Source organism: Acinetobacter sp. ANC 3929 (assembly GCF_000369405.1).
Lineage (GTDB): Bacteria > Pseudomonadota > Gammaproteobacteria > Pseudomonadales > Moraxellaceae > Acinetobacter.
Genome location: NZ_KB850000.1, coordinates 337,434 through 362,297, shown reverse-complemented (window position 1 = coordinate 362,297; position 24,864 = coordinate 337,434). Strand labels below are relative to the sequence as shown.

The 24,864-nt window shown below is 40.3% G+C and carries 26 protein-coding genes and 1 other RNA gene; 13 read left to right on the top strand and 14 right to left on the bottom strand.

Annotation, left to right across the window (positions count from 1 at the left end; genetic code table 11):
- Positions 1-61: 61 nt before the first annotated feature.
- Positions 62-916, bottom strand: coding sequence for a MaoC family dehydratase (locus tag F909_RS06750; protein ID WP_005152180.1), 855 nt, complete (start codon positions 914-916; stop codon positions 62-64).
- 65 nt (positions 917-981) lie between these two features.
- Complete coding sequence (locus F909_RS06755; protein WP_005152177.1) at positions 982-2,373, bottom strand: 3-oxoacyl-ACP reductase; 1,392 nt, start codon at positions 2,371-2,373, stop codon at positions 982-984.
- Between the two features lie 223 nt (positions 2,374-2,596).
- On the opposite strand from F909_RS06755, the gene F909_RS06760 reads away from it, so the two are divergent.
- Positions 2,597-4,132 carry an acetyl-CoA C-acetyltransferase gene (locus F909_RS06760; protein ID WP_005152175.1) on the top strand — a complete coding sequence of 512 codons (1,536 nt, stop codon included), beginning with the start codon at positions 2,597-2,599 and terminating at the stop codon, positions 4,130-4,132.
- 274 nt (positions 4,133-4,406) lie between these two features.
- Here F909_RS06760 and F909_RS06765 read toward each other — a convergent pair whose 3' ends face one another.
- The 4 genes from F909_RS06765 to F909_RS06780 all read right to left on the bottom strand — a co-directional run bounded on the left by F909_RS06765 (position 4,407) and on the right by F909_RS06780 (position 6,870).
- Positions 4,407-4,760, bottom strand: coding sequence for a hypothetical protein (locus tag F909_RS06765; RefSeq protein WP_005152173.1), 354 nt, complete (start codon positions 4,758-4,760; stop codon positions 4,407-4,409).
- Between the two features lie 118 nt (positions 4,761-4,878).
- A complete protein-coding gene (locus F909_RS06770; RefSeq protein WP_005152171.1) occupies positions 4,879-5,667 on the bottom strand; it encodes a glutathione S-transferase N-terminal domain-containing protein in 789 nt (262 codons plus the stop codon).
- Between the two features lie 12 nt (positions 5,668-5,679).
- Positions 5,680-6,192, bottom strand: coding sequence for a ribonuclease E activity regulator RraA (gene rraA, locus F909_RS06775; protein ID WP_005152158.1), 513 nt, complete (start codon positions 6,190-6,192; stop codon positions 5,680-5,682).
- A 12-nt stretch (positions 6,193-6,204) separates the two neighbouring features.
- Positions 6,205-6,870, bottom strand: coding sequence for an NAD(P)H-binding protein (locus tag F909_RS06780; RefSeq protein WP_005152157.1), 666 nt, complete (start codon positions 6,868-6,870; stop codon positions 6,205-6,207).
- A gap of 213 nt (positions 6,871-7,083) precedes the next feature.
- Here F909_RS06780 and rpsT point away from each other — a divergent pair, with 213 nt between their 5' ends.
- Positions 7,084-7,350: a 30S ribosomal protein S20 gene (gene rpsT, locus F909_RS06785; RefSeq protein ID WP_004652997.1), complete on the top strand. Its 267-nt coding sequence runs from the start codon at positions 7,084-7,086 to the stop codon at positions 7,348-7,350.
- A 47-nt stretch (positions 7,351-7,397) separates the two neighbouring features.
- Here rpsT and F909_RS06790 read toward each other — a convergent pair whose 3' ends face one another.
- From F909_RS06790 to F909_RS06805, 4 genes are all read right to left on the bottom strand, one after another.
- Positions 7,398-8,660 (bottom strand): hypothetical protein, encoded by a 1,263-nt coding sequence (locus F909_RS06790; protein ID WP_005152155.1) that lies wholly within the window; start codon positions 8,658-8,660, stop codon positions 7,398-7,400.
- Positions 8,661-8,837: 177 nt separating this feature from the next.
- Complete coding sequence (locus F909_RS06795) at positions 8,838-11,819, bottom strand: M66 family metalloprotease (protein ID WP_005152153.1); 2,982 nt, start codon at positions 11,817-11,819, stop codon at positions 8,838-8,840.
- Positions 11,820-12,021: 202 nt separating this feature from the next.
- Positions 12,022-12,753 carry a histidine phosphatase family protein gene (locus F909_RS06800; protein ID WP_005152151.1) on the bottom strand — a complete coding sequence of 244 codons (732 nt, stop codon included), beginning with the start codon at positions 12,751-12,753 and terminating at the stop codon, positions 12,022-12,024.
- Positions 12,754-12,804: 51 nt separating this feature from the next.
- Positions 12,805-13,662 (bottom strand): 3'(2'),5'-bisphosphate nucleotidase CysQ family protein, encoded by an 858-nt coding sequence (locus tag F909_RS06805; protein ID WP_005152149.1) that lies wholly within the window; start codon positions 13,660-13,662, stop codon positions 12,805-12,807.
- An 11-nt stretch (positions 13,663-13,673) separates the two neighbouring features.
- On the opposite strand from F909_RS06805, the gene F909_RS06810 reads away from it, so the two are divergent.
- The 4 genes from F909_RS06810 to F909_RS06825 all read left to right on the top strand — a co-directional run bounded on the left by F909_RS06810 (position 13,674) and on the right by F909_RS06825 (position 16,530).
- Positions 13,674-14,378, top strand: a complete 705-nt coding sequence (locus tag F909_RS06810; protein ID WP_005152147.1) for an HAD-IA family hydrolase — start codon at positions 13,674-13,676, stop codon at positions 14,376-14,378.
- The gene (locus tag F909_RS06815; RefSeq protein WP_005152145.1) at positions 14,362-14,790 is read left to right on the top strand and encodes an RNA-binding S4 domain-containing protein; all 429 of its coding nucleotides are present in this window, start codon (positions 14,362-14,364) and stop codon (positions 14,788-14,790) included. The genes F909_RS06810 and F909_RS06815 overlap by 17 nt, the downstream gene beginning before the upstream one ends.
- A gap of 169 nt (positions 14,791-14,959) precedes the next feature.
- A complete protein-coding gene (gene recA, locus F909_RS06820) occupies positions 14,960-16,006 on the top strand; it encodes a recombinase RecA (protein WP_004807961.1) in 1,047 nt (348 codons plus the stop codon).
- A 41-nt stretch (positions 16,007-16,047) separates the two neighbouring features.
- Positions 16,048-16,530 (top strand): regulatory protein RecX, encoded by a 483-nt coding sequence (locus F909_RS06825; protein WP_005152143.1) that lies wholly within the window; start codon positions 16,048-16,050, stop codon positions 16,528-16,530.
- Between the two features lie 10 nt (positions 16,531-16,540).
- Here the strand turns inward: F909_RS06825 and ffs are convergent.
- Positions 16,541-16,637, bottom strand: an RNA gene (ffs, locus tag F909_RS20880) — signal recognition particle sRNA small type.
- 324 nt (positions 16,638-16,961) lie between these two features.
- On the opposite strand from ffs, the gene F909_RS06830 reads away from it, so the two are divergent.
- Positions 16,962-17,816, top strand: a complete 855-nt coding sequence (locus F909_RS06830) for a YbgF trimerization domain-containing protein (protein WP_005152140.1) — start codon at positions 16,962-16,964, stop codon at positions 17,814-17,816.
- A 63-nt stretch (positions 17,817-17,879) separates the two neighbouring features.
- Here F909_RS06830 and F909_RS06835 read toward each other — a convergent pair whose 3' ends face one another.
- The 3 genes from F909_RS06835 to F909_RS06845 form a co-directional block, all read right to left on the bottom strand.
- Positions 17,880-19,751, bottom strand: coding sequence for a SurA N-terminal domain-containing protein (locus F909_RS06835; protein ID WP_005152137.1), 1,872 nt, complete (start codon positions 19,749-19,751; stop codon positions 17,880-17,882).
- A 139-nt stretch (positions 19,752-19,890) separates the two neighbouring features.
- Complete coding sequence (locus F909_RS06840) at positions 19,891-20,163, bottom strand: HU family DNA-binding protein (RefSeq protein ID WP_004639426.1); 273 nt, start codon at positions 20,161-20,163, stop codon at positions 19,891-19,893.
- A gap of 168 nt (positions 20,164-20,331) precedes the next feature.
- Positions 20,332-20,787: a phasin family protein gene (locus F909_RS06845; RefSeq protein WP_005152136.1), complete on the bottom strand. Its 456-nt coding sequence runs from the start codon at positions 20,785-20,787 to the stop codon at positions 20,332-20,334.
- Between the two features lie 209 nt (positions 20,788-20,996).
- On the opposite strand from F909_RS06845, the gene F909_RS06850 reads away from it, so the two are divergent.
- From F909_RS06850 to hscB, 6 genes are all read left to right on the top strand, one after another.
- The gene (locus F909_RS06850; RefSeq protein WP_005152135.1) at positions 20,997-21,644 is read left to right on the top strand and encodes a hypothetical protein; all 648 of its coding nucleotides are present in this window, start codon (positions 20,997-20,999) and stop codon (positions 21,642-21,644) included.
- Between the two features lie 107 nt (positions 21,645-21,751).
- The gene (locus F909_RS06855) at positions 21,752-22,225 is read left to right on the top strand and encodes an Rrf2 family transcriptional regulator (RefSeq protein ID WP_004807972.1); all 474 of its coding nucleotides are present in this window, start codon (positions 21,752-21,754) and stop codon (positions 22,223-22,225) included.
- A 1-nt stretch (position 22,226) separates the two neighbouring features.
- Complete coding sequence (locus F909_RS06860; protein ID WP_005152133.1) at positions 22,227-23,444, top strand: IscS subfamily cysteine desulfurase; 1,218 nt, start codon at positions 22,227-22,229, stop codon at positions 23,442-23,444.
- A 79-nt stretch (positions 23,445-23,523) separates the two neighbouring features.
- Entirely contained in the window at positions 23,524-23,910 is a 387-nt protein-coding gene (iscU, locus tag F909_RS06865; RefSeq protein WP_004652980.1) for a Fe-S cluster assembly scaffold IscU, read from the top strand.
- Between the two features lie 29 nt (positions 23,911-23,939).
- Positions 23,940-24,260, top strand: a complete 321-nt coding sequence (gene iscA, locus F909_RS06870; RefSeq protein ID WP_004807977.1) for an iron-sulfur cluster assembly protein IscA — start codon at positions 23,940-23,942, stop codon at positions 24,258-24,260.
- Positions 24,261-24,344: 84 nt separating this feature from the next.
- The gene (hscB, locus tag F909_RS06875) at positions 24,345-24,863 is read left to right on the top strand and encodes a Fe-S protein assembly co-chaperone HscB (RefSeq protein ID WP_005152131.1); all 519 of its coding nucleotides are present in this window, start codon (positions 24,345-24,347) and stop codon (positions 24,861-24,863) included.
- Position 24,864: the final 1 nt, after the last annotated feature.

Sequence of the window (24,864 nt, the reverse complement as noted above, 5' to 3'; positions counted from 1 at the left end):
ATTTATGTTTTTATAATATCCCTGTTGCGAACAACAGGGGGATTTAATAAATGCTAGCGTATTAAAGTGCTTTCACCGTACCTGCGACATGCGGCTTTTTAGATTTCACATTACGGATTAAGAAATCTGTTTGCTTTGATTCAGCCGCAGTTAAAAACTCAACCGTTGAAGGTAAATACATTGGCAGTTTGAACCAAACATCTGCTTCATAAGCTGCTGGAAGCTCAATGCTCGCCAAAGCTTTTGCCTTGCTCCACATACCATGTGCAATCGCTTGTTTAAAACCAAATGCTTTTGCAGTCACTGCATGGATATGAATCAAGTTGAAGTCACCAGAAATCACCGCATAACGACGTCCCGTATTTTCAGAAATCGCCCATTCTGCTTGTGGTTGATAAGCAGGTTCTTGCGTATCTTTCGCTTTCTCAGTCGCTTTTTTCTCAGTTTTTTGACGCGATAAATACGTCGTTAAACTTTCCATGACGACTTCACCCGCAACTTTCGCAGTGGTAATGAAATCAAACTGTAAACCCTTGTCGTGCGGTTTCAACTCACCAAACTTACAAGACAGCGTAATTTGTTCATTCACAGCAATTTTGCGTGTTTGCTTAATCTGATTACGAATATGTACCAAACCTAAGATCGCAAACGGGAAAGCTTCGCTGGTCATCATGTGCATTTGCAGACTTTGGGACAAAACCGCTAAATAAATTGCAGGCACGAAACCATCATTTTTAAAACCACAAATCTCGTTATAGCTTTCTAAATGTTTGCTATCAATCTTAAGTGTATCCACCACATATTCAACTTGTGGCAGGACCTTCTCACCTTTTGGCTTTGTGAAAATGAGACCTTGAATGACTTTTGGATAAGCTAAATAAGGTTTTGGCAATTGACTAAAATGACGTGTATTCATAATAAACCTTTCAATATTTTTATAAAAAAGGGATGCACAAGCACCCCTCTTCAAAACCCTAATGCTTACGCACCTAACAAGCTTTGACCGCAGACACGAACAACGTTACCAGTTACACCAGTTGAACCCGTTGACGCATACCAAGCAATTGCTTCTGCCACATCTACAGGTAAACCACCTTGGTTCATTGAGTTCATACGACGACCTGCTTCACGGATTGCGAATGGAATCGCAGCAGTCATTTGTGTTTCGATGAAACCAGGCGCAACAGCATTGATGGTAATACCATTCTTTAATGTCGGCGCAGTAAATTTAACCAAACCAATCACACCTGCTTTTGACACAGCATAGTTAGTTTGACCGAGGTTACCCGCGATACCACTGATTGATGATACACAAACGATACGGCCATTTGCATTTAAACCATCATTAGAAAGTAAGTAATCGTTAACACGCTCAATTGCAGACAAGTTAATGTTAATTACAAGATCCCAAAGCTCTGGTTTCATGTTTGCCAAAGTTTTGTCACGGGTAATTCCAGCGTTATGAACAATAACGTCTACACCACCTTGTTTTGCTGCGGCAGTCTTGATTTTTTCACCCGCATCAGCAGCAGTAATGTCAATGGCCAATACTGAACCACCAATTGAACCAGCAACACGCTCAAGATCGGCTTGTTGTTGTGGAACGTCTAAGCAAATGACATGTGCACCATCACGCGCTAATACATGAGCAATCGCTTCACCAATGCCACGGCTAGCACCAGTCACTAATGCTGTTTTACCCGCAAGTGGCTTCGCCCAGTCCAAATCAACCACATCTGCTTTAGAAACACGGATCACCTGACCAGATACATAAGCAGAACGTGGAGAAATCAAGAAACGTAAAGTTGATTCAAGGTTTGCTTCTGCACCTTGATCAACATAGACCACTTGTGCAGTAATACCTTTTTTGAATTCTTTACCAACAGACTTGATAAAACCTTCAAGCGCACGTTGTGCAATCGCTTGTTTAACTGTTTTGGCAGTTTCAGGTGTGGTACCAATCACGATCACACGACCTGAGCTGGAGATTTGGCGTGCGATTGGATTAAAGAAGTTATACAACTCTTTTAACTGTTCAGAATCTTGGATACCAGAAGCATCAAATACAACCGCTTTAAATTTAGATTCTTTGTCATCTGCATTAAGAGGACGAAGATTTAAACCTACTTTTGCAGCAGTTTGTTGCAATTCAACATTATTGCCAACATAGCTATCGGCATGAATATTACTCAAAACTTGAGCAATCGCAGCAGAAACCGTACTTGAAGGTGCTGCGCCAAGCAATACCGCACCATTCACAACAGGTTGAGCACTTTCAAAACGATCTAGCGAAACTGGCGACGGTAAACCTAAATTTTTTACAACAAATTTACCTAAAGGTGATTGTGTAAATGCTTGGTATTGATCAGTCATGGTTATTATCTCTCATACAAATGAATTTGTTACAAACACATGAATCATGTTGGGATATGGCATGAAATCAATGTCTGATTGACTCATAGCAAATCATACTTGAGTTCATGTCTAGATGTCTTGACCCGAATGTGGTCTCAAGCGTCATTCTAGTCAATACAGCAGTATTGGAAATATGGTATGTTTGTACCAAGAATATCGCAATTATGCTTGGAAAAGCCTTATGAGCAAAACAACTCAAGAAAATCCAGCAGTCGAGACTTCTGCTACTGAGACTGTGTCAAATACATCAAAAGCAGCTTCTACTTCACGTAAAACTGCAAGCACAGCTTCCAAAGCAGCAAGTACGACACCAAAAACAACTCGTACACGTACGCCAAGTCGCAGTACGAGTAGTACAAAAAGTACTGCTTCTTCTACAACGACGAAAGCAGCTACAGCTAAAACAACCAAACCTTCTGTTCAACAGGATAAAACCATGAGCCAAAACACTGTGCGCCGTGTTGCCATTATCGGCGGTAACCGTATTCCTTTCGCTCGCTCTAACGGCGCTTATTTCACAGCTTCTAACATCGACATGTTTACAGCTGCGTTAAACGGTTTGGTTGAGCGCTTCAACCTGCAAGGTCAACGCCTAGGTGAAGTGGTTGCGGGTGCGGTATTAAAGCACAGCCGTGACTTCAACATGACACGTGAGTGTGTTTTAAATACTCAACTTGCACCAGAAACACCTGCTTATGACATTCAGCAAGCATGTGGTACTGGCTTACAAGCAGCGTTCTTGGTTGCAAACAAAATCGCTTTAGGTCAAATCGAAGTGGGTGTTGCTGGTGGTGTTGATACCACTTCTGATGCACCAATCGCTTTCGGTGATGGCTTACGTAAAGCACTCCTTGAACTTAACATTGCAAAAACAGGTAAAGACCGTTTAAAAGCTTTAGCGAAAATCAATGTAAAAGACCTTATGGATGCACCTAAAAATGGTGAACCACGTACTGGTTTATCAATGGGTGACCATCAAGCAATCACAGCGCTTGAATGGGGTATTGCACGTGAAGATCAAGACGCTTTAGCTGCTTCTTCTCACCAAAAAATGGCAAAGGCATACGAAGAAGGTTTCTTCGACGACTTAATTACACCATTCCTAGGCTTAAGCCGTGATAACAACCTACGTGCGGACTCTACTGCTGAGAAATTAGCAAAATTAAAGCCTGCATTTGGTAAAGGCGAAGCTGCAACCATGACAGCGGGTAACTCGACTCCGTTAACGGATGGTGCTTCATGTGTACTTTTAGCTTCAGAAGAATGGGCGAAAGCAAATGGTCACGAAGTGCTTGCCTACCTTACTTTCTCTGAAACTGCTGCGGTTGATTTCGTTGGTAAGAAAGAAGGCTTATTGATGGCACCTGCTTACGCAGTTCCACGTATGCTTGAGCGTGCTGGCCTTAAACTTCAAGATTTCGACTACTATGAAATTCACGAAGCATTTGCATCACAAGTTCTTTCTACATTGAAAGCTTGGGAAGATGAAAAATTCTGTAAAGAGCGTTTAGGCTTAGATGCGCCTTTGGGTTCAATCGATCGTAGTAAGCTAAACATCAAAGGTTCTTCATTAGCCGCGGGTCACCCATTCGCTGCAACTGGTGGTCGTATCATCGCGACTGCTGCGAAAATCTTAAACCAAAAAGGTTCAGGTCGTATCCTTGTTTCGATCTGTGCTGCTGGTGGTCAAGGTGTAACGGCAATTATTGAAAAATAATCTCCAACCTGATCAAAAGAAAGGGATTAAATCTTTGGATTTAGTCCCTTTTTTTACATCTAAAACTACAAAAAATCCACTCATCTAAATTTAGACTTTCATTGACTATTGTTCATCCATTGAACTGAGGTAACAAGGACATAGCATCAGTTTATGAACAGTGACTAAAGCTGGGCAAGGATTTTCCGTAATTTTTATCTCTAAAAAGCAAGAGCAAAGTCAGCCCTATCTAATGTTAGTTAATATGAAAATATACTGATCACTTAAAGCTAAACTATTTCGCCCGCTTAAACTTCACATAATAATCATTTAAAACTTTAATCGCATGCTTGAGCTCTATAAGATTTTCCTCAGTGTTGCCCAATCGCTCAACAAAACGTTGTGAATGAATTTCCAAATCGATCTTTTCATTAATTTGCAGTGCAATCCGAAACAGTTTTTCTAAATCATCAAATCGGTCTAATTTTCGGTTTGAGAAATATTCCAAGCGGAATCCTAACTCATTCAGCACCGCCCCATTCAGAATCGGCCCTTGTTCAGCATCAAAGCTCAAAGCATGTTCTTTTAAAAATAACTGTTCTGGTGTTTCTTTCGAACTTTTGAATAGGTTGGTCAGTTGACTTAGCATTAATCGATCACATCACTCTATTTTTCGCTGATATTAAACCGCTAAAGATGCCAATCAAGCAACCTACATATGATAACCCACTATAAAAAAGCATCTTTTAAAAGATGCTTTCTAAAATTTACTTTCCGTACTGCGTTTTTAAATATTCAATAATCTTGGCAGATTCAAACATGTTCATCCCTGTATTTGGATCAACTAAATATGGAACCTGAATATCACGTCCCATCATTTCAACCACTTTTTCACGCTTACCATTTGGTAGCGGAATATATTTCCCTGGTTTTAAACGCAATACTGCAGGCCCCATGTCCTGCCAACGCTCTTTTGGCACATTATGCAAAATATATGGCAGTTCTAACTCAGTAAGGACTTCTCGCACCAAACGGGTATAAGGGCTTGCCTCAAAGCTCCATAACTCCAATAGCTGTGCTGGCGCTGAGCGGTAAATAATCTGCTGATTAATCCATACGCCACGCGCTGCATTGGCCACAGTCGCTAATGTAGAGACGTAAGGGAGTTTTGGATAATGACTATACTTCTTTGGTGTTTGTCCTGTTTTCCCATAATGTTTAAACAAATGATGAATAATCTGCTGTGATTCATATAACTGATCACCCGTATTTTCATCAATCAAGAATGGAAATTGTCGTTTCCCACCTTTTTCTTTTACGATTTGCCGGTATTTTTGACCACCTTTAGGACATGGATAAATTTCTACATCCAAATTCAACAAGGTGATCACTTCACGAACACGGCGGCAAAACGGAGAACCTTCGAATTCATACAGCTTGAGTGCTTTTGCAGGTTGGTTAGGAAATGGCGTACCTGAGACGCCCCGTCCACCTTCAATCACACTTGCAAACACAGATTGTAAAACCTTGAATTGATGGTTCACCATTTTCAGCATAGCGCTATCCTTTTAGCAGTCGACTAATTTTTCTTTTGCAATCACAATACCGTTATTATCTGCGTATAGATAATCACCAGAATTGATCGTTACGCTGCCAAAATACAGTGTGATGTCGACTTCACCTATGCCTTTACGATTACTTTTTTGCGGGATTGCAGCCAATGCATGTACGCCTAAATCCAATTCTGCAAGTGCATCGACATCACGTACACAGCCATAGATCACTACACCATTCCAATGATGCTTCACCGCAGACTCAGCAATCAAATCCCCCATCAAAGCACAACGCATTGACGCTCCACCATCAACCACCAATACTTTACCCGTACCATCGGTTGCCAAGAGTTCTTTCACACGAGAGTTATCTTCAAAGCACTTTACAGTGACCACTTGCCCACCAAAGGTCTTACGTGCACCATAACTCTTAAAGAATTTACCATCTAATGAAGGTATGACCACTTGCAGGTTTTTCTCAGTATTATCATCTAACAAATCACAGGTTACGAAAGGGATTGTTGTCACTGAAATTCTCCATTATTTGCTTTGTTGTATGCTTAAATTGTCATAGAGTTTGAATGCAGCTGTCTGCGTTTGGGCTGCAAATAACATAGTATGCGCCAATTGCTCGGCCGTTACAGGTTTAAGTTTAAACGGTCTGGTCCATGTCTTTTCAACAAGCTTAAAAATAGTTTGAGCCATGTCTTCCAAGACCCGTACTTCACTACGTTTACCAATTAATAATGACGGCTGAAAAATCGATAGCTTATAAATTGACAGGCTTTTGAGGTAATTTTCCAATTCACCTTTCACTTTATTATAAAAAACTGGTGAATTAGCATTCGCTCCCAACGCGCTCACTACTAATAAATGAATATTTTTATCCTGAACTAAATCAGCGAAATGAGCATTAATTTCATAATCAATCGCGTAAAATGCGTCTTTCGACCCTGCCTGTTTTATGGTGCTTCCCAAGCAACTGAATGCATGTGTATAACCATTCACATCTTCATCATTTAACAACAGGAAATCTGCTAAAACCAGTTGATTAACTTTACTGTAAGTTTTTAATGTATCTGAATTTTTTCTAACAATTACAGTAATCACATCGAAGTCATCTGAGTGTTGTAACTCATCAATCAATGCTTGACCCACCAGTCCTGTCGCACCGATGACGATTGCCTTTTTATCACCTGTTTTCATTTTTATTTATTCCAATCAATATCTAAGGTTAATGTAACGGTTTCTTGGAACATTATCACCTGTTAAATGTACTTAAAAGTATCACAAGACTTGACTTCGGGGCGTAGTTTCATCAAAATATGGCACTTGTTTACGGGCTGGTGAATGTTGCTAATGTTTTATTGGTTTTAACTTCAGCCCGCCCAGACCAACTTATTTTCAAGGAGTGCACGAGTGGCAAACTCTGCTCAAGCTAAAAAACGTGCTCGTCAAAACGTTAAAGCACGTAAACACAACGCAAGCTTGCGTTCTATGGTTCGTACATACATCAAACGCACTGTAAATGCAATTGCTGCTGGTGATTATGCGACTGCTACAGAAGCTTATAAAACTGCTGTTCCAGTTATCGACCGTATGGCTGATAAAGGCATCATCCACAAAAATAAAGCTGCTCGTCATAAGAGCCGCTTAAACGCTCAAGTTAAAGCATTAGCTAACTAATTTGATGCATATAAAAAAGCCCGAATTTTCGGGCTTTTTTATTGTCTTTAATTTTTCACATAAGGCTGCAAACCCGTTCCCGCCTCTGTCACGATCTTGAGCAACTTCTGGCACATCGCATAACTCTCCTCCAACAACCCCAAATCACTTGCTCGAGCATTACTCTGCATCAATAACGCCTTATGATATTGATAACGTTGTTGCAAATACAACTGATCTTGACTTAATGCCAACATCATCAACTCGAAACGGAAATCCAAATCAATCTGAATACCCGATGGCATATCACCATAGGCCCACGCCTGTAATGTCTCCAATCGACCTTGCCCAAGATTTGAAAAAATAAATTCGATATAAGCATCTAGATTGGTGAAAAAATTTTGAATATCTGCCTGTGTATCCCAACGCCCCGTCAATGCAAAGTGAGGCTCAGCATTGTTTTTCAATCCTATACTTTTATGCACATCCATCGAACGTAGACGAAAAATCAAGCGTTCAGATAGCTGCTCTTGCAATTGATCAGGAATAAAACGATCGGTAAAATCCATTGCGAAAGACAGCATCGGACTGACAGTTAATTTTCTGAGTACCATTTTGAGTTGGTAAAAAATACCAATTTGTTTTTGGGTGAGTAAAAAGCACCGATAACCTGTATCTAAGGCTAATTCAGGTCGACCGATATTGCCCCAATTTGAAATAAAATCATGCGCAACATTAAATACATCTAGCTTTAAATGCTGCGTATAACTTTGCTGCTCAAACCATTGACTAATCAATTGCTCCGCTTCTGGCATGCTTTGTGGTATTTGAAAATGATTAAGTTGCTTTTTCGACTCAGGAATTGATTCAAGCTCTTTGATTTTTAATGGTTCTAATAAATACGGCTGTAACATATTTGAAACTGCATTTTCAGGCGATTGCAACTCACCAATTGCCCACACATTATAGTTTGGTTCATAAAAACCAATTCCCGTTTCATGAACAGTCTCATAAAAGACCCGATAAACTGCATCGTTTTGTGCCTCCTGCTCTAAAACATCAAGTTGCACACTGGCACATAAACCCTGAGCAAATCGATCCTTAATCCCCTGTACCCACTGCTGTGTCTGTTCAGAAAAGTAGAGTTGATATTGCGGATCACAAATTTTTTCTGAAAAAAGATCTAACCAAGCCTGAAGGGTTTTACCATGCGTAGAAATATTGCGATATTGCTGATGAAGTTCAAAAGCAACTTGTTGTGAATCATCTTCTGCTGGGACTTTGCCTGTAAAAATTTCAGGTTCCCATAAATAAATTGTGTTTAATAACATCTTTTTATCCAATTATGCGTCAAGTTTCGCTTTTTATTTCCATATCATGACGAAAATTCTTATATTTTAAAAGTACACTTTTATTATTTTTTTAACGTCACCAGAAATCTATTCTAGATAAAAAAATATGAAGCCCCGAAGAGCTTCATATCATCAATTTATGACATTCAGATAAAATTATGAAGGGTTTTGTGCCAATACTTTGGTTGCCACTGCTAAATTCTTCGCCGATAAACCCGCCAGCACCAGACTATTATTCATCACAGGAATGCTCCATTTTTGGTTGGCCCCATTGGTGCAACGATAGCGGATCAAACGTGCACGATTATTACTTAAATAACCACCTTCCAAATCAAAACACTGATTCGACTGCTTAATGGCTTGTGTAACCGTATCAGTTTCCCATATCTGGCTGCTTGCACTGCTACATGGCAGCAAATTAATCACATTTCCTGCCGTGGTGGTTAAGCATTGATCGATATATTGCTTGTTATGAATTTTACCCAAAGCGTCATATACCCACTTCTCCGAGTCATCACCCAAACAACCTGTCGCTCCACTAATAAATGCATTCAATTGCCCATTGCCCAATTTCTCAGCTTTTAAACAATTGGTTCGATTCAGCAAACTTGTACTTGATGCAACATTCAGATCACCCTTCAGTTCCAGCTTTTCAATAAAGGCATGAAATGCATTTAATGCATCGGTATTTAAATTGGTGAGGTCTGAACGATATACATTGATCCAGCGATTTAAACGATAAAGCTTAATTTGCTGTTGAGTGTAGCGCACCATTTCATTTTGAGCATCTGTTGTTAGTTGATCTTTAAAAGTTCGATATGAATCAAACAGCAGCTTAGATTCAGGAGAGAGATTTACCACTGCCTTGTCTTTATTATCGAGTAAAGCCTGTTCTAACTGTGGTAATTCAATTGTTCTCAGGGCTGAGTATTCAGCCTCTTTACCAATCTCAACAGCTGGTGCTAAAGCCACCGTATTTACGGGAATCGACATGCTAGAAAGCAATACCGCTGCTTGATTGGCTTTTTTACAATACAGATTCACTTGCTGCGGTGCTTCACTTTGCGCAAGATTGACATGGAACTTATTGGCGTTGCTATTGGCATTCATGCGTTGCGGTGCTAAAGCAATATTTTGACTCGCACTAGCAAACTTCACATTCAACCAACAATTTGCTGTCGTCGCATTTGGATTGCCTTGCGGTAGATCAAACACATTACCCCAGTTCCCTTTCGCTGCAGGATAAATCAAGCCAACTTGTGCCTCAGGATCATATCCACCTAAAATCGTATACACAGGCACGCCAAACATTCTTGGTTTCAAATAATTGCCATCAGCACGGTTATACCAAACATTGCTTGAATTTGGCGTCTTAGGTTGCGCAACTTCCATTACCCGTGTTGTTGCATTCCATTTTTTATAGCCTGTTGGTGAACTGGCATCCCATACATAACGATCAAATGCAGGCTGAATTTTTAAATAAGTACTGTACCCTGTGTAATGGGTATATTTAGAGATACTACTTGCTGTTGCACCGCCCGACATCGCATCCCAACCGTAAGCATACTTGTTCAGGAAGTTTGGTACACCATTTGCACCATCACCCAGGTTGGTATTGGTCCAATTGAGATTACCACGCATTTTATTTCTAAAGGCAATATAACCCCAACCACTATCTGCATGATGCGCGGCCCAAAACATATTATCCCCAACTGAACCTGGATAATGTCCAAGCCCATAATGATGGCCGATCTCATGGCTAAACTCATTGCCCACCGAATCAATCAGGGTCAGCATGCCATTGCCGCCGCTTAAGCCATGAGTTGCCTCACCATTGCTATATTTGCCGCGTGCATAATGTGCTACAACACTTTGAGTGATTTGTGGTTGTTCTTGACTCGCCATTGAAGCACTGGTGATGCCCCAATTGGCCAAGTTAATACCCACACCAAAGGTCGATTTAGCGGTATTTTCACGCATATCACCACTATAAACATCACCTGTCGTAGCACTCACTGCATCATAAATGACACCACTGGCCACCATGACTCTATTCAGCTTTAAATCATCGTATTTGGTAACAATCATGCGTGCTGCTGGAATGGTCTGGAAATAATCGGTACCCGCCTTTGCAGGTTCAAGCAACATGTAATGACCCGTTGATTTTGGTGGGTCGGTTAATAAACCCAAACGGATATTCTGTACCACCAATTCACCCGGCGCGGCTAAATCAATATTGTCAGCAGTTAAATCACCACTACGATTATTCAGTGGATCAATTACCCGAAGATGTAAACCTGCTCGGATCTCACTCCATTTTAATGCAACCGTCCACGCTCTTTTGGAGTAGCTGACAGGTGGACGTCCATCGGTATTTGACTGATCAGAAGCTGCAATTCTCGACGGCTCTTTCAGTTTGACAGTTCTGAGCAGTTGATTGCCTTGATAAATTTCGACTTGAAGTTTTTGCAGATCACCCATTTCTGCCAATGGGGTGACCAATAACAAGGCATCTTTTTCTGTAGTTAGGCGTGGCATTGAGTCTTTTTCATTATTCTTAGGATTGACCACATGACTTTGTGCAAATTGCAGCATCGCAGCAAAACTGCCATTTAGATCATTACGCAGTAGACGCGGCAGCCCAAGCTTATCGTAATCATAAAAACCAAGCACCGATTCATCTATTATATTTTTACGAGGTTCTGGATACTTTTCTACCACAGGTGGAATAGACGGTGTTTCTGTATTTCCACCTCCACCTTGGCTCGGTGTTTCTGGTGTGGTGTTACCCGAACCATTATTACCATTGTTCGGTGTTTCAGGTTTTGTATTTTCTGAACCATTATTGCCAGTATTCGGCACTTCTGGTGTAACGCCACCTGAACCAGTATTACCGCCATTTGGCGTTTCAGGTGTTGTAGTCCCTGAGCCATTATTTGGTGTTTCTGGCGCTCCATCTCCTGGTAGCTCATTGGTTCCATCACCAGGCGTAAAGTTGGTATTTCCTCCTGCACCATGATCATTTTTCGGCGGCTCAGTATTATTTGTTGCATTTGAATGATCTGTACCACCACCACCGCAAGCGACGAGCATGGCCGATAACAAACAAACCGTTAAATGTTTAAGTTGTAATTGCATCACACTTCCCCAAGAAAAACCTGATAAATTATCGTTAATGAAAAATTAAGTTAATTGGTTAAAATTAATATAAATCATGCATTTATATATACTATCAGCTAAAACATCATAGGGGGATTAATTTTTAAAAAACAAGAAAACACAGCAGCTTAGATAATAAAGCGACTTTTACATGCATAAATCCTAATTTATTTTTTTTATTTTATAATTTTTTAAAATCTTGAATAATTAACTCTTCACGCTTACCGCGCCAAATCCATTTTAACTTACTACTCCCAAAGTCTTCCCCCTCAAACCACACAAACAAACCCTCCATCATGTCTGGCCAATCTGTTTGTTCAATTTGATTTTTACCAGAAATCACTGCAACAATGGCAGCAAGAATCGTGTCATGGCTTACCGCCAAACTAAGACCATTCTGTTGTGTCGGATGCGTATGATAAAGCAATTCCAGTACATCGAAGACGCCAGTAATGGGATGTTTCATGCCCGGCAAAGCATTATTCACAAAACTATTAATAAAACCTAATGCACCCTGTTTACGGAAATAAGGCGCTGCCTGCTGTATATCCAAAACGAAACTACCCGGCTCAACCAATAAACGTTGCTCAACAATTTCAATTTGATGTGTATTTACCGCTTTACGCGTCTCGTCTGCACCTTCAATCATTAAGGCAGCTGTATCGACACAACGCTGAATCGGACTGGAAATGCAATGTTGAATCACCCGATCAGTATTGCGAATGAGATATTCACCCCAAGCATAAGCCAAATCACGCCCTTGTTCTGTCAACTGCAAATCATAGCCAGCCAAACCCTGCCCATTCACCAATTCACGTAAAGAGTGGCGCGTAAATAAAGTCACAGGCGTTGAAGCATCAGGAAGTAAATCAATTGCTTCAAACATACTTTTAGGCAATAAGTGCAGGGTCATATTCACACACAAACTTTAATTTAACTCACTATAGCATGAGCCATATAACTCTCAATCTAAAATGCCAGAACGGCTTAACGCATCATATGCAATATTTTTGCAATGCTGATCACGATAAGCGATAAAGCCGCCATTCAACACTGTCTCACGTTGATTATAGAGAAAAGGTTTTTCATCCAACGTCATTAAGCCACCACCAATGCTTTCTAACAGGGCTTGTCCTGAGCTGGTATCCCATTCTGAGGTAGGATGGAAACGAGGATAAATATCGATTTCCCCTTCCAGCATCATACAAAACTTATAAGCACTGCCTGCTTCACGACGCTCTACCTGACGATTCTCTAAGATCGGCTCGATAAAGTTTTTATACTTTGGATTTTTACTGTTATGACTTAAACCAATTTGCAATGGAGCCGCCAGATCATGATCTTCAAGCTGATATTGGAACCATTCTTGTCGGCTAAAACTATATTTATAAGGTAATTGCGAAGTATGTCCGATATACATGACCTGCTCACATGGCACTGCAATAATGGCAAATATAGTCTGGTGACCGTCAATCAAACTCAGATTAATTGTGAATTCATCGCGCTCATGAATAAACTCTTTGGTGCCATCTAATGGATCAAGCATCCAGCAGCGTTGCCATGCCGCACGCGCTGAATAATCACTTTCTTCAGACAATACTGGTAATTGTGGCGTAACTGTCGCTAAGTGCTTTAATAAAAAATGATTTACTTTTAAATCTGCTTGAGTGACGGGTGAATCATCACTTTTTTCCTGAATATTAAACTCGCAACCTGCACAATAACTTTGGTATTCTTCCAACAATATTTGACTAGCCTGCGCCATGATCGGAACAAGTTGTGAAATTAACTGATCTTGTGGGACAAGCGTTTTAATAAACATAGACCAACCTTATGTCATATTCAGATTTACAGCAGCAGCCTATCGCCATGTTTGACATGGACGGCACATTACTCGATTTAGCCTTTGATGATTTCATTTGGAATCATTGTTTGCCAGAACGTCATGCCCAAGTCCATCAATGTACACTTGAGCAAAGTCAACAAACACTGTTTCAGTTTTACCAACAGCATAAGCATACACTATCTTGGTATTCTTCGGCGTATTGGACGGCTAAAGTTGGAGTCGATGTCTTACAACTGCAATACCAACACCGTGAAAAAATTCGTGCTCGTGCGGGTTGTCATCAACTGTTACAGCAACTGAATGCCCAAGGTTATCGTTGTTGGTTACTGACCAATGCAGATCAAGCTGGACTACAACTTAAACTTGAAAACGTCGAACTGAGCCCATACTTTGAACTTATGGTCAGTAGCGAAGAACTCGGGCATGCCAAAGAGGATGTTGCATTTTGGCAAAAATTGCAGCAACGACATCCATTTGATCCAGCACAAGCAGTCTTTATTGATGACACCGTTGCTGTGCTAAAAGGTGCAGAAGATTTTGGTATCACCCAACTGTTCAGTATTCTTCAACCTTCTAGCAGCAAAGCAGCAAGACTTTCAACTGAACTGCCTTACCCTGCCCTCGATCAGCTCACTGAACTCTTTGATTATCTTGAAACCAACACACAGGTAACAGATGCCAAAACAGCATGAAGCAGCAAGCATGGATACCATGCGCATTGATAAATGGCTTTGGGTCGCACGTTTTTTTAAAACCCGTTCGATTGCCAAAGCTGCAATTGAAGGTGGCAAAGTCCATCACAATAATGATCGCGTTAAAGTCTCCAGAGATGTCCGCATTGGCATGGAGCTCACCATTCAACAAGGTTTTGAGAAAAAAACTGTGGTCGTGAAGGCACTTTCTGCCATCCGTGGTGGTGCACCTGCCGCCCAATTGCTTTATGAAGAAACCGCAGAAAGTATTGAGCGCAGGGAGTTGCATGCCTCACAACGAAAATTGCATAATCTAGCCCGACCAGATCACCGACCAAGTAAAAAAGATCGTCGTGATATCAATCGTTTTAAGCAAGAAAATGTCCAATCTTGGTCTTATCATGATGAATAGATTGGATCGATATTTTCTATTTTTGGATGCGTCATCTCGTGTCGCATAGACACAGATCAGATGTAGAATAAACAACGAGAATCTGCCACTATACTCAAGTCCCAACAAGTTGAGATTCAATACATCCACTTGGGTTAGTCGTTAAGAAATAAAGTTTTGAGGTTTTGAGATGGATGATAATAAAAGTAAAGCGCTACAAGCTGCCTTAGGTCAGATTGAAAAGCAATTTGGCAAAAATACAGTGATGCGCTTAGGTGATAACACCGTATTAGCAGTTGAAGCTGTTTCTACAGGTTCTTTAACATTAGATATCGCATTAGGGATTGGCGGATTACCTAAGGGTCGTATTGTTGAAATTTACGGTCCTGAATCATCAGGTAAAACCACCATGACATTGCAAGCGATTGCACAATGTCAAAAGAATGGCGGTACATGTGCATTTATCGATGCAGAACATGCCTTAGACCCTGAATATGCACGCAAACTTGGCGTAGATATTGACAACCTATTGGTTTCTCAACCAGACCATGGTGAACAAGCATTAGAAATTGCTGATATGTTGGTTCGTTCAGGTGCAATTGACCTGATCGTTGTCGACTCCGTGGCTGCATTGACACCTAAAGCCGAGATTGAAGGCGAAATGGGTGATTCACACATGGGCTTACAAGCACGTTTGATGAGTCAGGCATTGCGTAAAATCACAGGTAATGCAAAGCGTTCTAACTGTATGGTGATCTTCATTAACCAAATCCGTATGAAGATTGGTGTCATGTTTGGTAGCCCAGAAACAACAACGGGTGGTAATGCACTTAAATTCTATGCATCTGTTCGTTTAGATATTCGTCGTATCGGTGCAGTGAAAGAAGGCGATGAAATCACAGGTAACGAAACACGCGTTAAAGTTGTTAAAAACAAAATGGCGCCTCCGTTCAAAGAAGCGGTATTCCAGATTATGTACGGTCGAGGGACCAACCAGTTGGGCGAACTCGTTGATCTAGCCGTTCAACAAGATATCGTTCAAAAAGCAGGTGCTTGGTATTCATACCAAGGTAACAAAATTGGGCAAGGTAAAAACAATGTGATTCGTCATTTCGAAGAGAATCCATTAATGGCTCAAGAAATTGAAAAAATCATTCGTGAACAGCTTCTCACCAAGAACAAAAATGAAGCAGCACAAAATGAGATTGAAGAAGAACCAGATTTACTAGAAATCTAAACTGAAACGCCCTTCGGGGCGTTTTTTTTAATGAGGAATGCATGTTTAATTCAGATCAAACCGAGAAACCCAAAACGCTGACTGGGCAACGATTACGTTCTTATGCTTTTGCCCTGCTCACGCGTCGTGATTATTCAAAAGCCGAATTAATTACCAAACTAAATCTCTATGCAATCAATCCAGATGAAGTGGCAAACCTTGTTGAAGAGTTAGCACAACAGAACTATCAGAGCGACCAACGCGTTGCCGAACTCACCCTTGCCAGCCAAATTAGAAAAGGGAAAGGCTTACAACGAATCAAACAGGCTTTAAAAGCAAAACAACTGGATGCGGAGCTACTTGTAGAAGAACTTCAAGACGTGAACTGGCTCGATCAAGCCTATCAACTCAAAGTTAAAAAATTTGGAGAAGAAGTCGCAACTGACCCAAAAATCAAAGCAAAACAAGTTCGATTTTTACAATATCGTGGTTTTGATATGGGGGTAATTATGAAAGCAATTGCTCGAACGAGCGAAGAGGAATAAATGGTGGCAGCCCTACCAGCATGACTTCGGCACATCATAGATCTACTACCGTTGCTACCTTCCGGTCCTGGCGGGGTTCGTAGAGTACAATTGCGAAGCTACCAGCAGGGCTACCATTGCCTGACAAAGTATAGAGATTTTTGCCTGAGTTGCAAGACTTGTCTCTATTTTTCAGCGAGTTTTCAGTTCAACTGCCTAATTCCTCATCAATCGCTATTTATTTGTTATCTATTTACTTTCAAGGCGTGCAAACATTAAACAACAACCCATCATTTCCCTTCAAAAGTGCTTGAAGATTGTAAATGCTTATTGCATTTAAATGAGTTGCTGTTTTAATGACTTAATCAAAAATCTATATCTGGTGTGTTGCAAGTAAAACGTGAAGACTTGTTCGGCCACAGCTTTATATTTCAACTTATGGATGAATTTTTATGCTAAAAAAGCATTCCGTACTTTTTATTGCCCTGCTCAGCAGTGCGCATCTATATGCCAATGTTCCAATTGAATCGCGCTCTTTGAGCCAACAACAAGCCAATAATGTTGTTGCTGGTACTCCAAGTTTAAACTGGGAAATCATGCAAAAGAACCAGAAGCTTGAAGAAGAAATACGTAAATTACGCGGTCAACTTGAAGAACATGACAATGCGATCGAGCAATTGAAAAAAGAATTGACCAATCGCTATACCGATCTTGATCAGCGTTTAGAGTTACTGTCACAAAAAATTGATCCGCCAGAAGAAAATGCCGAAGCTCAAGATCAGACAGCTGCAACAGGAACTGCCAATGCTGAGACAGCAGCACCTATAATCGCTCCGACAGCGCCTGCGCAGCAACAAACAGCACCTGCGAAAGCACAACCCGCTGCGGATCAACCACCTGCTAATACCGCCACCACGAGCAATACCACCAATCAAATCGAGTTAGAAAAAGCAGCCTATACTGTTGCGCTTGATGCATACAAACAAGGTGGTGCAAAAAAAGCCATTCAGCCAATGCAAAACTTCATCAAAAATCACCCGAATGGTATTTATGTGGGGAATGCATATTTCTGGCTTGCTGAATTCTACTTAGCCGTTGAGCCGGTTGACTATAAAGCTGCAAAGCAAAACTACAATATCGTGGCGACTCGCTATCCAAACTCAGCAAAAGCATCTCGTGCGGTTTATCAGTTGTATAGCATTGCCAAAGAGGTCGATAAGAATACTGCCCTCGCAAATCAATACAAAACCAAATTAATCAGCCAATATCCACAATCTGAAGAAGCTAAATTTATTCAGAAGAAATAATTTATAGCGTCCATAAAAAAAGCCAGTCTAAACAAACTGGCTTTTTTTATGCTTAGAACAAACTTATTTGATCTTCGCCTGTGTTTTTAAGTATTCAGTATAGTCTTCCAACACCTGCTGACCACGGAACTGTTGATAAAGCTTATTCAACTCTTGCAACTGTTCTGCTGGTAATGTACTTGCCACACTACTATTTACATTAGAAACAGCAACGATCACCAATTCATTTGGCAACTTAGCCGTCGTCGCAGACCATAAACCTTCTTTGCTTGGCGCTGGAATACTAAATGCTGCACGTTCAATCGGACGCTTTAAACCTTGTGAACGAGCAAATGTACCTGCATTTTCAAAGGTTACTTGTGATTTTGCAACAACCTGAGCAGCTGGTAACGTTTTAAAATCAGCAAGGATCGTCGCAATTTTCGCTTGAGCTGCTTTATATGCTTTCGCTTCGATCACTTTTGCTTTTACTTCAGCTGTCGCTTGCTCTAAAGGCTTTACACCCGCAGCATGATAGTTACGAACCTTAATCCAAACCGTATCCCCATTGGCCAACTGAATATTTGATGAAGCATTACGATCGCCATTCTTCACATCATCATTAAACAGTTTCGCTTTAACACTCAAATCACTTAGATACGGATTATCTGTTGCTAACGTCACATCATTTGCAGATTCAATACGTGCACCCTTCACTTCCTGTGCAACCACATCCAATGAATCAGCACCAACAACCATTTCATTCAGGTTATTGACTGTATCACTAAATAAATTCGCTGCTTTAGATTTTTCTACCTCAGCAGTTAAACGTGCTTTTTCTGATTCAAATGATGATAGTTTCACCATTGGCGATTCAGCTTCAATGATGTGATAACCATATTGTGTTTTAACAGGTTTCGAAATTTCACCATTTTTTAATGCATTCACTGCATTATCAAAATCAGCCGAGAATGCGCCTGGTGCATAAGCCTCAACCAAACCACCTTGAGTCTTCGAAGTTGGATCATCGGAGAACTGAGCAGCAGCGTCTGCGAATGTCATACCTGCCTGAATTTTTGCATAGACATCATTGGCAAGCTTTTGTGCAGCCGCATCATCACGCGCATCAGTAGTAATTAAAATATGCTTAACCTGACGCTTAATTGCTTTTTTCTGTTCATCTACAAAAGCGGTGTACGCCTGCTGTAAATCAGCCTCAGTCACTGCAAGATTTGTTTTAGGCAGCAATGCTGGTGTTAAAACCACATAATCAACATCGACACTAGCAACTTGCTTAAATTGATTTTTATGCTTGTTATAGTAGTCTGCGATTTCTTGATTTGATGCAGTTACACCTTTTTTGTAATCATCTAACTTGATACTTGCCAAGTGCAAACTGCGTTGTTCAGTTTGCAAATTCGCTAACTGCTGCACATCAGACTTACTCACCAATGCATAATCCATCAAGGAGGTTGAAATCATTTTAAGTGCATGATCTTGACGTAAGCTAGCAATCAATGCCTGATTAGTCATCCCAACAGAGCGCAAATAGTTTTCATATAGTTTTTGAGAGAACTGACCATTTTCTTGAAAGCTTGGCTGTTGAGCTAACATTTGCTCAAGTTGCACATCGCTTAAAGTCAAACCCAATTTCTCAGCTTGCTGTTGCAACAAACTACGTGCAACAAGTGCATCTAATGCTTTTTCCTGAATAACAGGCAAGTTTAAAAGAGATTCATCACCTTTCACTAATGACAAATATTGATCTTTATAGTTCTTGGTTGCACTTTCTAATTCTTTATTAGAAATATCTTGACCGTTTACTGATTTCGCAACGTCTGCTTTATTGCTACCACTAAAATACCCTTCTATACCGACAAGTGCTAAAGGAGTCAAAAACAAAACTAACAGGACTTTGCCAAGCCAACCCTTAATGAGAGTACGAAACGATTCCATAAGAATTCCAATATTTTATTTCGGGGCAATTTTAACTGAAAAACAAAGACGAATGAATGGAGAATAAAGATCAAATTAACTTTTTCATTCAATAAATAAAAAACGCACCCTAAATGGTGCGTTTATTGATTTAAAAAGATTACGCAACCGAATCTTTTAAACCCTTACCAGCTTTAAAGCTAGGTACTTTGCTTGCTTTGATTTGCAGTTCTTCACCAGTTTTAGGGTTACGACCTGTACGAGCAGCTCGTTCTTTAACGCTGAAAGTACCGAAACCAACTAAAGTAACCGTGTCACCTTTTTTAAGTGCTTCAGTGATTGACGCGATTGTCGCATCGAGTGCCTTACCAGCATCCGACTTAGACACTCCCCCTTTTTCAGCAATCGCATCAATTAATTCTGATTTATTCATGATAAAAAATATCCTCTTAATATCGTTTGTTAAGATCCAAGGCTATAGTTTAAAAGGCCATGACGCCTTTATAGCAATGCTTTGGGGGAGAACGCAATACTAGAAAGACCTTTTAATTAAAATAAATACTGAAATACGACATAAACAGACGAGTTACCTGCCATTTTTTTACTTTTTATTCAATTTGGCCTTCAATTGATTATTTTCTTCGATTAAAGCGTCCACCTTAATATGCAGCTGTACAAGAAGCTGTTCGATGTGCTGGAGATCCTTTGGTGTGACCAAACCGATACGATTCAATGAATGATTCACGCCCGTATCTAAAATCTTCTCAACTTTATCTTTGGTATCTGTCACAGACTCTTTTGCTTTCTCTGTTACCTTACCAACCGTATTATCAGCAAAATCGACTGTTTTCGACTCAAGCTCTTCACCGACCTTGACCAGCGAGTCAAACAATTTATTTCCTTCTTCTTCCGCACGTGAAAAAGCACCTAAACCCGCAAGCCAAATTTGTTGTGTATATTTTTTGAAATCCAGGGCAGATTTCTTAGAACTCTTTGATTTTTGCTTAGTTTTTACCTCAGCTTCTTCGTTAGGATTTTCTATATTTGAGTTATCCATTGACCATTGCTCCTAAGCACTTTACAAACAGTATGTCGTATTTAACCATAAAAATGTTTTTATAATATCAAAGTTAAGACTTGATCGTTTTAAAAAACTGTTCTACAAAGCAATAAAGTCATGTAAATTATTTTTAACAATTGAGTAAGGATGCTCAAGTTTACAGACGATATTGTTTCACAACGCTATTGGTAAGGAAAAAGAGATCTATGAGTGATACGCAACAAAGACATAAACATCCCCATTTGTTGCTAAACATTGTCATCATTGTTTTAGAAACTTTTTTCTCCTTCATCCTTACACATGATGCGGCATTGCGCCTGCAAGCCCAGAAATTAATCAATCGAAACATGACGATTCGTATCAATAGTTACATCCCATTTTTCGATTTTTACATTCAATTTACCGAAAAGGGTCTTTTATTTGATATGAAAGCACTCGATCGGACCATTGATTTAGAAATTAATAGCACACTCATCGATCTGATTAAGATTTTTGTGTTTAACAATCAGCGTAGCATCACCAATATGCGTATCTTGGGTGACTCGGCACTGGCAGAAGAATTTCTAGACTTACTTCCCCATCTCACTCTCACCAGTATTTTTGCGAACTGGAAACAATGGTTTAGCCTATTTAACGATGAAGCTGAAGCAGCTGCATCTCAGCAACGTATTGCCCCACTTTTAGATAAAATCGATCAGCAACGCACCGAAATCAACACATTACTGGTGGAAGTGAAGCAATATCAAAACCGTATTCATCGCCTACAAAAGCGTCAACGTTTGATCAATATTGGCTTCACGGTATTCAGCTTTATTTTAATCGCCTTTTTTGTATATAATACGTGGATACAATAATTCCAATATATTTTACTTTTCACGCTGATATTGGCAATTTAAAACTTGACTATTTTAGTCGGAATTCATAAAATTTAGACATCTAGTCTAACCATGTGTACCGAATCATGCGTCTTACAACTCGCGGTCGTTACGCAGTGACTGCTCTACTTGATTTAGCTTTGCAGCCAACTGAACAAACGATCACGCTTGCGGAAATAGCAGCACGCCAATCCATTTCAGTCGCTTATTTAGAACAGTTATTCGCAAAACTTAAACGTCACGGGCTAGTTTCAAGCGTTCGTGGTGCAAATGGTGGCTATCACCTTGCGCGCACTGCAAGTGAAATCACCGTGCTAGAAATTATCGAAGCTGTAAATGAAACTGTTGATGCAACCCGTTGTGACCATAAAGGCAATTGCCAGAATGGTGCAATGTGTTTAACGCACGACTTATGGCAAGAACTCTCCCACCATATTGCCGATTATCTCGCAAAAATCACACTTGCTGACTTAATTGCGCGTGACAACGTTCAAACTGTTGCTCTACGCCAAAATTCACCAAGCCTAGATTCAGCCCTTCTATCGGTTACAGGTATTTGACATGAAACGTCCAATTTATCTTGATTACGCAGCAACCACTCCTGTACTGCCTGAAGTTGCAGAACGTATGGTGGAGTGTTTAACGTTCGAAGGAACTTTTGGTAACCCTGCGTCACGTTCACATGCTTATGGTTGGCAAGCCGAAGAAAAAGCTGAGTATGCGCGTGAGCAAGTTGCAAATTTAATCAAAGCAGATCCACGTGAAATCGTTTGGACTTCAGGCGCAACTGAATCTGACAACATTGCATTAAAAGGGATTGCTCAGTTCTATGGCTCAAAAGGCAAACACATCATTACAAGTAAAATCGAACACAAAGCAGTGTTAGATCCTTGCCGTGAGCTTGAAGAACAAGGTTTCGAAATTACATATTTAGAGCCAGAACCACGTACAGGTTTAATTACACCTGAAATGGTAAAAGCAGCTTTACGTCCAGATACGATTCTTGTATCCCTAATGATGGTGAACAATGAAATCGGTACCGTAACAGACGTTGCTGCAATTGGTGAATTAACACGTGCCAATAAAACATTCTTCCATGTCGATGCTGCTCAAGCTGCAGGTAAAGTTGAAATTGATCTTTCAACGATGAAAGTCGACTTGATGAGTTTCTCTGGTCACAAAATTTATGGTCCTAAAGGTATTGGCGCATTGTTCGTTCGTCGTAGCCCACGTGTTCGCTTAAAAGCACAAATGCACGGTGGTGGTCATGAGCGTGGTATGCGTTCTGGTACTTTAGCGACACACCAAATTGTTGGTATGGGTGAAGCTTTTGAAATTGCTGGCAAAACCATGCAAGCAGAGCAAGAGCGTATCCGTAAACTGCGCGACAAGCTTTGGAATGGTTTACAAGACCTTGAACAAGTATTCTTGAATGGCCATCCAACTCAAAACGTTGCAAACTATCTAAATGTCAGCTTCAACTTTGTTGAAGGTGAATCACTGATGATGGCACTGAAAGATGTTGCTGTTTCAAGCGGTTCAGCGTGTACATCTGCAACTTTAGAGCCTTCATACGTTTTACGTGCTTTAGGTTTATCTGATGAGTTAGCGCACAGTTCAATCCGTTTCAGTTTTGGTAAATACACAACTGAAGCAGATATTGATCACGTGTTAACAATTACCAAAGCTGCAGTTGAGAAATTGCGTGAACTTTCTCCGCTTTGGGATATGTACAAAGAAGGTATCGACCTTTCAACAGTTGAATGGGCTGAACACTAATTCATTGAACTTTCTATTGAAAAACGTGTTTTTACCCTCATATTAATATTAGGCTGACCCCGAGGTTTGGAGAAGCGACATGGCTTATAGCGAAAAAGTAATTGATCATTACGAAAACCCTCGTAATGTTGGTGTTTTAGACAAAAATGCAGAAAACGTAGGTACAGGTATGGTCGGTGCACCAGCATGTGGCGACGTGATGCGTTTACAAATTCAAGTCGATGACAATGGCGTAATTGAAGAAGCTCGCTTCAAAACTTATGGCTGTGGCTCTGCAATTGCATCAAGCTCTCTTGTAACCGAATGGTTAAAAGGTAAAACGCTTGATGAAGCTCAATCAATCAAAAATATTGATATTGCGACTGAGCTTGCACTTCCACCAGTAAAAGTACACTGCTCTGTATTGGCTGAAGATGCAATTAAAGCTGCGATTGAAGACTATCGTGGCAAAAAAGCGAAAGCTTAATTGATGAACGAAATAACATTGGAGTTTTCATGATCCATTTAACTGAAAATGCTGCGAGTCACATCAGCAATTACCTGCAAAATCGCGGTAAGGGTGAAGGCATTCGTATTGGCGTGAAAACTTCGGGTTGTTCTGGGTTGGCTTATGTACTTGAGTTTGTCGACGATGTCGACACGCATGACCAAGTATTTGAACAACTTGGTGTTAAAGTATTTGTTGACCCTAAAAGCTTAGTTTATCTCAATGGTTTAGAGATGGACTATGTCAAAAATGGTCTCAATGAAGGCTTTGAATTTAACAACCCAAATCAAAAAGGTGAATGTGGTTGCGGTGAATCATTTACTGTTTAACTTGCAGCACCCCTCTTTCTTTTCGTCAAAACAGTGTGTTCCGCACTGTTTTAACGTATTTATCAATAGCGGAATTCATCTCCCATGAATCATTTTGAGTTGTTCCAATTACCCGAAGCACTCGATATAGATTTAGCAGCTTTAAAAAAACAGTTTTTAAGTTTGCAACAGCAATATCACCCCGATAAAGCCAGTGACAAAGATCAAGCATTGATCAAGTCCAGCGAAATCAATCAAGCGTATAAAGTACTTTCACAAGTTGATAGTCGTGCTGCGTATTTGCTTGCCTTAAAAAAACAAGATCATCATCTGGATCAATCTATTAGTGATTTTGAATTTTTACAATCTGCGCTCGAAATGCGTGAACAATTAGATGAAGCAACATCTACAGAGCAACTTAATACGTTAAAAATTGAAATTCAACAGTGGATCGATAGTCTAGTTCGCGAATTTAAAATTGATTTTGCTGACGAAGACTGGGCAGAAGCACGTGATACTGTTCGTAAATTACGTTTTTTCCAACGTGTTATGAATGATATTGATAAAGCTGAAGATCGCATGTTGGACGAAGAAGAGAGCTTCGACCTCGATGATGATTTTTAAT

Excerpts from the sequence above, each read along its gene's own strand:
- F909_RS06850 (WP_005152135.1), top strand. The coding sequence starts at position 20,997 with ATGAGTGATACGCAACAAAGACATAAACATCCCCATTTGTTGCTAAAC.
- F909_RS06795 (WP_005152153.1), bottom strand. The coding sequence starts at position 11,819 with ATGCAATTACAACTTAAACATTTAACGGTTTGTTTGTTATCGGCCATG.
- F909_RS06790 (WP_005152155.1), bottom strand. The coding sequence starts at position 8,660 with ATGTTATTAAACACAATTTATTTATGGGAACCTGAAATTTTTACAGGC.
- F909_RS06825 (WP_005152143.1), top strand. The coding sequence starts at position 16,048 with ATGTTTAATTCAGATCAAACCGAGAAACCCAAAACGCTGACTGGGCAA.
- F909_RS06840 (WP_004639426.1), bottom strand. The coding sequence starts at position 20,163 with ATGAATAAATCAGAATTAATTGATGCGATTGCTGAAAAAGGGGGAGTG.
- F909_RS06860 (WP_005152133.1), top strand. The coding sequence starts at position 22,227 with ATGAAACGTCCAATTTATCTTGATTACGCAGCAACCACTCCTGTACTG.
- iscA (WP_004807977.1), top strand. The coding sequence starts at position 23,940 with ATGATCCATTTAACTGAAAATGCTGCGAGTCACATCAGCAATTACCTG.
- F909_RS06760 (WP_005152175.1), top strand. The coding sequence starts at position 2,597 with ATGAGCAAAACAACTCAAGAAAATCCAGCAGTCGAGACTTCTGCTACT.
- F909_RS06805 (WP_005152149.1), bottom strand. The coding sequence starts at position 13,662 with ATGTTTATTAAAACGCTTGTCCCACAAGATCAGTTAATTTCACAACTT.
- F909_RS06810 (WP_005152147.1), top strand. The coding sequence starts at position 13,674 with ATGTCATATTCAGATTTACAGCAGCAGCCTATCGCCATGTTTGACATG.
- F909_RS06800 (WP_005152151.1), bottom strand. The coding sequence starts at position 12,753 with ATGACCCTGCACTTATTGCCTAAAAGTATGTTTGAAGCAATTGATTTA.
- F909_RS06765 (WP_005152173.1), bottom strand. The coding sequence starts at position 4,760 with ATGCTAAGTCAACTGACCAACCTATTCAAAAGTTCGAAAGAAACACCA.
- F909_RS06755 (WP_005152177.1), bottom strand. The coding sequence starts at position 2,373 with ATGACTGATCAATACCAAGCATTTACACAATCACCTTTAGGTAAATTT.
- iscU (WP_004652980.1), top strand. The coding sequence starts at position 23,524 with ATGGCTTATAGCGAAAAAGTAATTGATCATTACGAAAACCCTCGTAAT.
- F909_RS06750 (WP_005152180.1), bottom strand. The coding sequence starts at position 916 with ATGAATACACGTCATTTTAGTCAATTGCCAAAACCTTATTTAGCTTAT.
- F909_RS06845 (WP_005152136.1), bottom strand. The coding sequence starts at position 20,787 with ATGGATAACTCAAATATAGAAAATCCTAACGAAGAAGCTGAGGTAAAA.
- F909_RS06770 (WP_005152171.1), bottom strand. The coding sequence starts at position 5,667 with ATGCTGAAAATGGTGAACCATCAATTCAAGGTTTTACAATCTGTGTTT.
- F909_RS06855 (WP_004807972.1), top strand. The coding sequence starts at position 21,752 with ATGCGTCTTACAACTCGCGGTCGTTACGCAGTGACTGCTCTACTTGAT.
- F909_RS06815 (WP_005152145.1), top strand. The coding sequence starts at position 14,362 with ATGCCAAAACAGCATGAAGCAGCAAGCATGGATACCATGCGCATTGAT.
- recA (WP_004807961.1), top strand. The coding sequence starts at position 14,960 with ATGGATGATAATAAAAGTAAAGCGCTACAAGCTGCCTTAGGTCAGATT.
- F909_RS06835 (WP_005152137.1), bottom strand. The coding sequence starts at position 19,751 with ATGGAATCGTTTCGTACTCTCATTAAGGGTTGGCTTGGCAAAGTCCTG.
- F909_RS06830 (WP_005152140.1), top strand. The coding sequence starts at position 16,962 with ATGCTAAAAAAGCATTCCGTACTTTTTATTGCCCTGCTCAGCAGTGCG.
- F909_RS06780 (WP_005152157.1), bottom strand. The coding sequence starts at position 6,870 with ATGAAAACAGGTGATAAAAAGGCAATCGTCATCGGTGCGACAGGACTG.
- hscB (WP_005152131.1), top strand. The coding sequence starts at position 24,345 with ATGAATCATTTTGAGTTGTTCCAATTACCCGAAGCACTCGATATAGAT.